Origin of the sequence: uncultured Thiodictyon sp., from assembly GCF_903828115.1 — a bacterium.
Lineage (GTDB): Bacteria > Pseudomonadota > Gammaproteobacteria > Chromatiales > Chromatiaceae > Thiodictyon.
The window spans coordinates 1-10,721 of the sequence record NZ_CAIKKU010000102.1; the positions used below are offsets into that span (position 1 = coordinate 1).

Genomic DNA, 10,721 nt, shown 5'->3' on the forward strand with positions numbered 1-10,721 from the left:
GAGATGTTGGCCAAGTTGAAGCAGCCAAACGCGTTGTTCACCGGACGGGTGTGAAGTGGGTATTCCCGCTCATCCGGTCGCCCTCACCGCCGCCATCACCGCCGCCATCACCGCCGCCACGACCGCATCCTGATCCCCCTCGCTCAGATCGCCATGCATCGGCAGGCTGACGACCTCGGCGGCGAGTCGGGCGGCGATGGGTGTGCAGTCCGGGCAGCACAGGTGCCGATAGGCGGGTTGGGCATTGAGCGGGATCGGATAGTGCACCGCGGTGGGGATGCCGCGGGCGCTCAGGGCCGCGACCAGGGCGTCCCGGCCGGGGACTTGCAGGGTGTATTGGGCGTAGACACAGGTGCGGTCCGCGCGGGTGACGGGGGTCTTGATGCCGGGCGTTCCGGCGAATAGTCGCGAATAGCGTTGGCCCATGGCGATGCGCCGCGCGAGTTCCTGATCAAAGCGGTCGAGCTTGGCGAGCAGTACCGCGCATTGCAGGGTGTCCATACGCCCGCCGACCCCGATGCGGGTATGCACATAGCGGCGCTCCTGACCATGGACGCGCAGTTCCTGCATGGCGAGCGCAAGCCCCGCGTCATTGGTGAAGATGGCCCCGCCGTCGCCGTAACAGCCGAGCGGCTTGGAAGGGAAGAAGCTGGTGCAGCCGATGGTGGAGAGGTTGCCGCTGCACCGACCGCGATAGGTGGCGCCGAAGCTCTGCGCGGCGTCTTCGATGACCGGCAGCCGGTAGACCTCGGCGATGGCGTTGATCTCGTCCATGTCGGCCGGTTGGCCATAGAGCGAGACCGGCATGATCGCCTTGGTGCGGGGCGAGATAGCGCCCTCGAGCTTGTCCGCATCGATGTTGCAGGTAGCGGGTTCCACATCGACGAAGACCGGCCGCGCGCCCACGAGGCAGATGACCTCGGCCGTCGCCACGAAGGTGAAGGGGGTGGTGATGACCTCATCGCCCGGCCCAATTCCTAAGGCCATCAGGCTGATCAATAGCGCATCGGTCCCGGAGGCGACGGCGACGCAGTGGGCGGCCCCGGTGTACTGCGCCAGGCGGCCCTCCAGTTCCTCCATTTCCGGACCCAGGATATAGCGGCCGTGGTGCAGGACGCGGTGCAGGCGCTCCTCCAATTGGGGGCGGATGAATGACTGCTGGCCGGGGAGGTCGATAAAGTCGATCCGTCGCCTGGGTGTCGGCAGGGCCAGACAGGCGGCGGGGGTGAGGGTCTGGTCAGGGTGCTCACCGATAAAGGCCGGGTCCAGCGTCAGGACCTTGATGGACCCGGGGGCGAAGCGTTGCAGGGCGCGCAGCAGGCGATCCTGGGCCGGATTCGGTGCGGCGCAGTCCGCGCAGTCCCCGGCCAGGGCGGCGAGCCATTGCTTGCCCTGCGCGAAGGCCGCCAACTGTTGGCGGGCGCGTTGCAGGGCTTGCGCCTCTGCGGACTCACCCGCGCCGCACCGGGCCTCGTCCTCCAGGGCGCGGCGGATGCCGTCCTCGTAACCCTGGGCGGCACCGGCGTAGAGCCAGACCCGGCCGCCCTGGTCCAGGCAGCGGCCGAGCGCGTCCGTGGTAGCGGCGTGGGTCGGATGTCCCGGATGGCAGGCCGCGACGCAGCTATCGATCGCGAGCAGCAGATCCATGATCAAGTGTCCTGGTGTGGCGTGCTCATTGTTTGTCCATCGGCCGATACACCGGTGCGGCGGGCCAATCCTGCGCCGGCACCGACCGGCCGGACGGTTGCTGGGCCGCCTCCAGCTCCCTGATCCGGCGCTTCAGGGCCGCCACCTCGTCCGCATCGGGCGCGGTGCCTTGCGAGGGCAGGGGGGCGGGTGCGCCGGTGGGCGCGGTTGGCGCCGGGGCGAGCGGGTACCCGGGGGCACCATAGCCGGGGGCGCCATAAGGCGCACCCCAGGGGCCGCCGCCATAGCCGCCCCAGGGCGCCCCGTAACCGCCGCCCCAGGGATTACCACCCCAGGGGCCATCGTCGTAGTAATAGTCGTTGTAGCGATTGCCGCCACCCATCCAGCGGTTGGGATTCCACATATTGCCGAAATTGAAGGCCTGGGCCGGCGCGGTCCAGGTTCCGGCCGCCACCAGCGTGGCGAGTGACAGGGCGGAGAGGGTCTTCATTGCGATCGGAGACACGGCGGGGCTTCCTCCTCGGTTTGGTGTATTGCGCTCGTCGTTCTGGGTGACCGGCCGCTCACGCGGTCGGCTGCGCGCGCCTGGGTGGTGCCCTGATCAGTCCCCCACAGACTCCGTCCGAGACGTTTTCGCGCGATGAGCGCGACCTGTTGCTGTCCGGATCAGGACCCGCGGATTTTTACCACCCGGGCAAGCGCTTGGTCAACCGCTGTCGGGTCCGCTGCGCGGACCGCCCCCCGGAATTAGGGTGAATTCGGGATTACTTTGTACCCGCGCAACAAACCGGAGGTCGAGGCTTCAGCCGGATGCGGCGTCGCTGCCCGCTAAAGCGTCGGCCTCCGGTCGAGTCGCTCCGGCCATCGAAAGGTCGAGCCTTCGTGGTACGGAGTTTCTCGGAAATCGCCTGGGGTCAACGCCACGCGGGCCTCAGCCCTGCGGCTGTCCATGGTCGTGGCCGTGCCCATGGTCATGGCCATGCCCATGATCGTGAACATGACCATCGCCGTGATGGTGATGGGTATGCCCATGCCCGCTCACCGCGCCCCCATCCGGCCCGCCCGCCGCGTGCAGCCCCGCCCCAGCGGCCTGGATCGCCGGCCTGGTGGAGCGGCCGACCTGACGGCGCGCCCGCTGGGCCGCCAATTCGACCTCAAGCCACGCAAGCCATGGCCCTAACTGGCCCGTGCCGCGGGTGGAAAGGGTCTGGAAGGGCGCGCCGCTCGCGAGGTTGCGCAGATAGCCCTCGGCCCGCCGCGGGTCGAACTCGGGCAGCAGCGGCAGCAGGTCGGACTTGGTGCACAGCACCAGGTCCGCCGCCCGGAACATCACCGGGTACTTGGCCGGTTTGTCGTCGCCCTCGGGGACCGAGATCAGGGCGACGTTGCGGTGCTGGCCCAGGTCGAAGCTCGCCGGGCACACCAGGTTGCCCACGTTCTCGATGAACAGGAGGTCGACGCCGTCCAGATCCAGGTTGTGCAGGGCCGCGTGGACCATGTGGGCATCCAGGTGGCAGGCGCTCCCGGTGGCGATCTGTACCGCCGGCACGCCCTTGGCGCGGATGCGCACGGCGTCGTTTTCGGTCTCCAGGTCGCCCTCGATCACGGCGATCTTGAGTCGCCCGCCCAGGGCGTCGATGGTCGCCTCCAGGAGGCTCGTCTTGCCCGCCCCGGGGGAGGACATCAGGTTCAGCGTCAGCACGCCGTGTTGGTCGAAGTGCTCCCGGTTGTGGGCGGCCTGGTGGTCGTTTTCCGTCAGCAGACCCTGGAGCACGGTCACGGCCGCCCGCCCGTCCGCGGTGCGGGCGAGCTTGCCGTCCCCCCGGACCAGGTGCTCATTGCCGGGGGTGATGTTGCAGCCGCAGGTGTCACACATGGGTCGTCTCCGATGCCTCGCGAGTGGGTTCAGTGGCGGGCGCATCCCCGTCTTGGGTGCGCTCCGCATCCGGGATGCTCAGCTCAAGTCGGGCGAGCAGCAGCTCGTCCCCGCTGACAAGCCGGGTGTGGAAGCCGCCGCAGGCCCCGCACAGCAGGCGATTGGCCGTGGCCGCCGACTCCGCGTCGCAGTCGAGACAGCGCACGCGAATCGCCGCCGCCTCGATCACCAACTCGGCCGCCTCGGCGACGGTCCCCGCCGCGACCAGGGGCCAGGCACTCAGCAGCAGTGCCGGCTCCAGCCCGGACAGCGGCCCGACCTGGAGCAGGATGCGCTCTACCGCCCGAGCGCCGTGCTGCCGCGCGATCCCCTCCACCTGATCGAGCAGGGACTGACAGATGGAGAGTTCATGCATGGGCGGTGACCAGGAGTGCGCGGCGAAGGCTTGGGGGAACCCTAACCGAATCCGCGCCGTCTTGCACCCCGACTCTCGATCTTCGAGGGGGTGGCCCCCGGAGCGCGGCCCGGCAGCGACCCCGCGGGTTAGTCGACCAGGGCGACCCGATAAGCGCTGCGGCCATGCGTGAAGGCGTAGAGATAGCGTTTGTTATCATCGGCCTTCGCGATGGTCAAGGACTGGACAATCACGTTGGCGAAGCCGGTGTTTTCAACCGCCCAGGTCAGGCCGCCGTCAGTCGAGGAGAAGACCCCGATGTCGCTGCCCACATAGAGCCTCCGGGGTTCTTTCGGGTCGACGACGATGCTGTGGACCGGCACGTCGGGGATGGCGGTGGCACCGGAGCCGTCGATGTTGGTCCAGTTTAATCCGGAGTCGACTGACTTGAACACATGACCAATGGCGGCAGGGGTGTCGGTCGTGGCAGCGGTATTGAACGTGGACACCGTGGCGTACACCGTACCCTTCAACAACGGATCGGGCGTGATCGAGGAGATCACATTGGTATCGCCGCGCAGTTCGCTCCGAAGCCAGACGGTATCTTTCGTCGCAGCCCCGCCCTGATCGGTCGTGTAGATGTAGCCCATGGCGGTGCCAAAGTAGACCCGATTGCCGTCTTGCGGCGAGATACCGATGGCAGTGGTCGTCGTTTTTTTGTTGGGGGCCGGCGGCGTGGTGGTATTGAACTCCGGACCGGCCTGAGTCCATATGTCGCTGGGGAGCGGCTTGGCCGCGGCATTGTCCGCGCGCCAAGGCATGGACCCACCGATCCACATGCGGTCGCGATTGTTGGGGTCCTGGGCGAACGGCGCGATGAACCCGAAGTTGGCTTTATCCTCAGTGATGCCCGCGGTGAACTTCTCTTTGGTTACCGCGCCGTCCACACTGCGCTCGATGCTCAGTTCGGTGTTCTCATACCACAGCATGTTCGTATCGGACGGGTTGATTGCCACATAGCCGCCGTCACCGCCGAGGATCACGTTCCACTTGTCCGGGGAGCCAAGCTGGCCGCGAATCGTGCCGTTATCCTGGGTGCCGCCGAAAAAGGTCAAGCCGTTGGGATAGGGCAAGCCATGATAGAACTGGGTGACGCGATAGCCGTTGTTCAGGTGGGTCCACTTTACCGTGCCGGAATAAGGGTCGACTTTATCATCGTTGCACACGGGTGACGCCGTGGTGATCGGGTCCGGCGACAGCATGACCACTCCGGAATAGGCATTCTCAGCCTTGTACAGGCCGCCGTCATTGCCATTGAACAGTATTTGGTTGGTCGTGGCGTTGTAGTTCGGATGGAAGACGAGCGCATGATGATCGGCATGGGCGTAATCTGTGCGGGAGGTGTCAAGATTCCAATGTGAGGCTTGCCCCCAGTTCGCGCCGCCGTCGACGGAACGGAACAGGTCGATGCCGCCGGCCCAGACGACATTTGCGTTCGTCGGGTCCACGGCGATCACGTTATCGTACCAGCCCTGGTTCATGAATTCCGGTCCGCCCTGGTAGCAGCCAGCCGCGTACGGAGGATTGGTCAGCAACAGGCGGTTGAGTGTCGTGGTACTGGTATTGCTGACCACTTCTGTCCAGGTAGTCGTTGTGGCATTGGCTGCGCCGGATTCGGCTGAGCGATAGACCGCCAGTAATCCGTCTTTGTAATTCCCTGCCGCAATACTCGCGGACATCGCATAGATGACCTTCTGGTTCGACGGCGCGATTGCCAGCGAGGTGCGGCCCATGGACGGCTTCCCTGATGCCGCAATCACCAGTTTCCAGTCCTGCACAGATTGTGGGTTACCGTCTATCGCACGCAGGACGCCATCGTATGCATCGCGAGGCTTGGTGGCGTCCGCGGGGCCGGCGCCGCACGCGGCGAAGACGTAGGACACCGAGCGATTGGTCTGATTCGCCAGATCCATGCAGCCCTTCGAGTTTGAACCGGTTTTCAGCACCTGGACCCAGGTTGCGCCGGCGTCGGCACTGCGGAAAATCCCGGTTCTGGTAGCGGCATAGATACGCGGATTCCTCTTATCACCGCCGATGACGATCTTATTCACAAACCAGAAGTCCTTATTGTTGGCCGTGAACGGCAATTGCTCCCAGATCTCCCCGCCGTTGGTGGACTTCAGGATGCCGGCGCCGCGCACCGCGTCGGCGTTGAAAAAGCCTTCGCCGGTTCCGGCATAGAGAATGTCCGGGTTATACGGCTCCAAGGCCATCGAATTGACGGCCAAGTTGATCAGCAGATCGGCCTTCGGGGTCCAGTTCTTTCCACCGTCGATGGTCTTCCAGATGCCGCCGGCCACGGCGGCGGCCCACATAGTAGCGGGCTGCTGCGGGTGTATCACCAGTGCCCTGGTGCGCCCGCCGATATTGCCCGGCCCCAAGGACTCCCAGGCCCCCAGTGTTCCGGCCGTGGGGTCCAGCGACCGGGTGACGATGCTGGGTGCGGTCAGCGCCTGGCTCGTGGCGGCCTTGATCACGCGCCCCTGCGCGATGGAGTAGACCGGCATCCGTGCGGCCTGACTCAAGGCGGGGAGGTACATCTGCGGGCTCAGGACGGTTTGGTCGGGGGGCAGGCGCATCGCGAGGAAGTAGGTCTGTGCGCTCTGGGGCTGGTCGTAGCGTGCCTTCCCGTCCGGGTTAAGGCGGGCGGCCTGCCACTGTGCGAGGATCGCGTTGCGCTCCTGCTTGGAGGGCTTGCGGGGCCTGGGGGCGAGTTTGTCCGGTAGCGCGGCAACGCGGTGCTCGCCGTCCGGCGCCGCCGTGACTGCGCCGGGCGGCGGCGCCATTTGGACCGCGGGCGCTCCTGGCGCACCGTGCTTGATGGCCACGAGGGCCACACCCAGGCCCAGGCCCATGGTAACCAGTACTCGGCTATTCATTGAATTTGCTCCAGCGAATCTGACGCGTTCACCGCACGGTGCGGCCTCCCCCTACCCTGGCTCCCCGGGCGGCGGGCAGCCGGCATCAGCCCGAGCAAGGTCAGTGTCAACAGCAGCGTCGGGGGCTCCGGGACGATGATCGCGTTGATCGCGGCCCCGTCGCCCGCGCCCGCGAGTACCATCCGCGCGATGTTGTCTGCGTCGCTGGCGGCGCCCACGAACAGTGCCGTACCGTCGCCGTTTTCAGTATTCTCGCCCTCGATGTTCAAGAAGCTGGCGATCTCGGCACCGAACTGGTCGTACAGCGTCAGGTCCACCCAGAAGGTTCCGTAAAGAAAGCTCTGTATCTGGGTTCCGACCGCCCGCACCGGCGTCGCGAAACGGATGTCGAAGACGCCGGGGATATCGCCGGCGCCCTCCAGGTCGAATAAGGAAAGCACCCGGTCGCCTTCGGCGAAGTCGCTGAAAAAACTGCCATTTTCCCCCTCTTCAAAGACCGTGAACGCTGTTGCGCCCCAGACTGTGACCGGACCGACCTGGGCGGGCGGTGCGACGGCGGTCAGATCACCGCCGAGACTCCCCCAATCCACCACCGCCACGGGCGTGCCGAGCGCTGCCCGGCTATCGACGTGGATCACGGTCGCCCAGGCCGTCTGCGCTGCTCCCGCGGCAAACAGGGCCGCGGCGACTGCGATGGCGCGCCAGATGCGCGCCGAGGAAGCATTCCCGATCATTTACACACCCTAAACTTTTGATTTGCAGGGCAAACGCGCGGGCGCGTAACGAGCGGAGGCGCACGATGACTCTAGCATTGCGTAGTGATCATCACAAGGCCGCCGATCGGCGTATGCACTCGGCCCATCCGAACACTGACGGTTCGCCTGGGCGGGTCCGGGTTGCCAGGCCATTCAGTCTTACGGTGACCCGATCAAGACCTTCAACACCCCCCGTTCGCGGCTGCGCGCAAAGGCCGACACTGCGTCTTCGAGCGGGTAGATGGAGTCGATCAGGTAACCGAGCTCCAGGGTCCCGGCGGCGAGCAGTGCCAGGGCCTTGGCGAATGGCCCGCAGCGTGAGCCCAGCAGTCGGACCTCGTCCACGACGATGGCGCTCAGATCCACCGCCACGCTCCCGCGGTAAGTGCTCTTGAGCACGATGGTCCCGCGCGGGCGCACGGCGGCGCGGGCCAGCGTGAAGCCGGCGCCGGTGCCGGTGCATTCGACAACCACGTCGAAGTCGGCCGGGGCGCTCGGCGGCGCGGTCAGGGTGGCGATGCCGAGTCGCGCCAGATGCCCGAGTTTGGACGGGTGCCGGCCCAGGACGGCGAGCCGGCAGCCGGTGGGGCGCAGGGACTGGGCGATGAGTTGGCCAAGCTTGCCGTCGCCGATCACCAGCACCCGGTCAGCGGCGTCGATGGCGATCTGCTCCTGGATCTCCAGCGCGGCGGCCAGGGGTTCGGTGAAGACCGCCTGTGCGGGGGTGACGCCGGCCGGGACCCGATGCAGGTTGGCGGTGGGGACGGCGAGCCATTCGGCGAAGGCGCCGTTGCGCCCATGGATACCGATGGCCTGGCGGTTGGCGCAGTGCTTGGTGAGACCGCCGCGGCAGCGTGAGCAGTGTCCGCAGGGCAGATTGATCTCGGCGACGACGCACTGTCCCACCAGGTCCGGCGGGCCTGATTCGACGACCCCGACGAATTCGTGGCCGGGAACGCCGGTGAACGAATAGAGACCATCGACCAGTTGATGGTCGGTGCTGCAGATGCCGCGCAGCAGCGGGCGGATCAGGGACTCACCGGGGCCTGGTACCGGCTCCGGGAGGTCCCGCCGCAGGGTCAGTTGGCGCTCCGCCAGCCAGAGTCCAATCATGAATCTGGTACGCCTATTGCGGTATTACCGGCAACGCGCGAGCGTTGATGCGGGAATTCCGTACGTCCGGATCTGTGGAAGCAGCGGGCGAGCAAACGCCCGCGGCTACCCGGCCATAGAACTATCCGTTATCCGTATCCGTTTCGTGTCTCCGCCAATGCCACCCCGCCACGCCAAGCATCGACAGCACCAGCAGAATCTTCGCCCACTCACTCAGCGTGGGAACGGGAAGGGCGCTGGCGGCGGCCACCGCAGTCGGGATGACGGCATTACTTGGAGCCGACGGTGGACTGAGCGCTTGTCCATTGCTTGCCACCACAGTGAAAGTATATGAAGTCCCGCTGCTAAGGCCGGCGACAGTGCAGCTTGTGGCCGGGGCGGCCGCCGTGCATGTCAACCCGCCGGGCTCCGAGGTAACCGTGTAGCCTGTTATCCCGGGACTTGTAGAGGCCGTCCATTGTACGGTCGCGCTGGCCTGACCCGCTGTTGCGACGGCATTGGTCGGAGCCGCGAGACCCTGTGCACCCAAGACCGCGGAGAGTGCGTTTTGGAGAAATTGGCTTGCCTGGGCCGCGGGCAGCGTATCGGGTATCATCGACAGCCGGAGCGTTCGCCCGGCATTAGCAAATACCAGGCATGAACCGGTAGCGAATGCCCCCCAGCTTGCGGCTGTGCCACTTGGCGTCAGCGCCATCGAGAAAACGCCCCAACCACCACCACCACTAGGATTGGTCAATGTGATCGGATTAGTCACGCCGCCTGTCAACAGCCCACCGGCGATGCCGGTGGCATTGACTGTGCATGACGATTGATTAACTGGAGCAGCGGCGACTGCCTCGGTGGCGGCGTCGATGGTTGAATTGGTGTACCAGTCATTGAGCACCGCCCGCCCTTGAGCCTGCACATAGCTTTGGAAGGCCGCGGCCCATGTAGAGGAAGTATTGTAGTTGTTCTCGGACACGACAACCGCGTCCCATGGTGCCCCGGCGGTCAGTTGCGTCGTAAAGGCTGCACCATTGGTCACAGTGGTGACAGTATCACCGCGCGCGGTAAGGGCTTGGGACCAGTAATCAGCCCCAAGGTATTCGTCATAGAAATAGAGTATTTTTGCAGCATGAGTCTGCTGCGCAAGTATCAGGGCGACGGCCCCGATAATAAAACGCCCAATCCGGTATTTCATATCAGCCCTCTGCTTCCAGTGTTGCGACTCATTGATATTTCAGCCCGCGGACAATCGCCCGTATGCGTCAGTATGCGTCAGTATGCGTCAGGGGCTGAGAGCACGACGAACAGCATACTGAGTTTGTTTTTCGCGATTGCGAAGCTGCGCGCCAGGTAGATAAAATATCTCTTAGTATAGTCAGCTAATGCCGAATAATCGGTTTTCTCACCGACCGGTTATTTCAAAGTTCTCCGTCAGCAATGAGCGCAGATCGCCCTCGTACTCGCCCGGGTTGCTGAAGAAGTCCGCGCAGGCTTTGCGAAACCCATCAAATGATTCGTAATACTTGTTATACAGAATTTTCTTCTTAAAGAATTTCCATAGCCGCTCAATACGAAACCGAGGTGATGCAGCAGTGCGGTCATGCCGCTGGCGATGTGGGTGACGCCAAACTCCTCATGGACCCAAGCGGCGACATGCTTGGCCGTCAGGTACAGATGCGCTTGAACATGCACATCCAAGGCCACCAGATCAGTGTCGGTGAGCGCGCAGTCGCTCCCCTGGCAGGCCATGTGCAACAAACCGGGCAGACCGCCCATCTGATAGCGCCGAAAATGGTCGCGCACGGTGTTGGAGTCGATCAGCGGGACTTCGGCGACCTGCTCTGCCGGCCAGCCGCCCGCCAGCGACAGGACCGCCTTGATGCGGTCGGCCTCGCGCTGGTCGCGCGTGCGCCATTGGGCGGCACGCAACTCGGCGAGTTGTTCAGTGGAGATGGTGTAGTCGAGCATAGGGACGAAAATACATCGACGTCAGCCGGTTACGCTAGGGCCCT

At 65.0% G+C, this 10,721-nt stretch carries 9 protein-coding genes; all 9 read right to left on the reverse strand.

Annotation, left to right across the window (positions count from 1 at the left end):
- Positions 1–69: 69 nt before the first annotated feature.
- Positions 70–1,647: a DegT/DnrJ/EryC1/StrS aminotransferase family protein gene (locus tag QZY48_RS03695; protein WP_295427877.1), complete on the reverse strand. Its 1,578-nt coding sequence runs from the start codon at positions 1,645–1,647 to the stop codon at positions 70–72.
- Between the two features lie 25 nt (positions 1,648–1,672).
- Positions 1,673–2,152 carry a hypothetical protein gene (locus QZY48_RS03700; protein ID WP_295427879.1) on the reverse strand — a complete coding sequence of 160 codons (480 nt, stop codon included), beginning with the start codon at positions 2,150–2,152 and terminating at the stop codon, positions 1,673–1,675.
- A 426-nt stretch (positions 2,153–2,578) separates the two neighbouring features.
- Positions 2,579–3,523, reverse strand: coding sequence for a hydrogenase nickel incorporation protein HypB (hypB, locus tag QZY48_RS03705; RefSeq protein ID WP_295427882.1), 945 nt, complete (start codon positions 3,521–3,523; stop codon positions 2,579–2,581).
- Positions 3,516–3,938, reverse strand: a complete 423-nt coding sequence (locus QZY48_RS03710) for a hydrogenase maturation nickel metallochaperone HypA (RefSeq protein ID WP_295427883.1) — start codon at positions 3,936–3,938, stop codon at positions 3,516–3,518. The genes hypB and QZY48_RS03710 overlap by 8 nt, the downstream gene beginning before the upstream one ends.
- Before the next feature lie 128 nt (positions 3,939–4,066).
- Complete coding sequence (locus QZY48_RS03715; protein WP_295427885.1) at positions 4,067–6,856, reverse strand: hypothetical protein; 2,790 nt, start codon at positions 6,854–6,856, stop codon at positions 4,067–4,069.
- Complete coding sequence (locus QZY48_RS03720; RefSeq protein WP_295427888.1) at positions 6,853–7,494, reverse strand: hypothetical protein; 642 nt, start codon at positions 7,492–7,494, stop codon at positions 6,853–6,855. The genes QZY48_RS03715 and QZY48_RS03720 overlap by 4 nt, the downstream gene beginning before the upstream one ends.
- 276 nt (positions 7,495–7,770) lie before the next feature.
- Positions 7,771–8,724, reverse strand: a complete 954-nt coding sequence (locus QZY48_RS03725) for an alcohol dehydrogenase catalytic domain-containing protein (RefSeq protein ID WP_295427891.1) — start codon at positions 8,722–8,724, stop codon at positions 7,771–7,773.
- A gap of 121 nt (positions 8,725–8,845) precedes the next feature.
- Positions 8,846–9,904, reverse strand: a complete 1,059-nt coding sequence (locus tag QZY48_RS03730; protein WP_295427894.1) for an IPTL-CTERM sorting domain-containing protein — start codon at positions 9,902–9,904, stop codon at positions 8,846–8,848.
- 236 nt (positions 9,905–10,140) lie between these two features.
- Positions 10,141–10,677 carry a winged helix-turn-helix domain-containing protein gene (locus tag QZY48_RS03735; protein ID WP_295427896.1) on the reverse strand — a complete coding sequence of 179 codons (537 nt, stop codon included), beginning with the start codon at positions 10,675–10,677 and terminating at the stop codon, positions 10,141–10,143.
- Positions 10,678–10,721 lie beyond the last annotated feature (44 nt).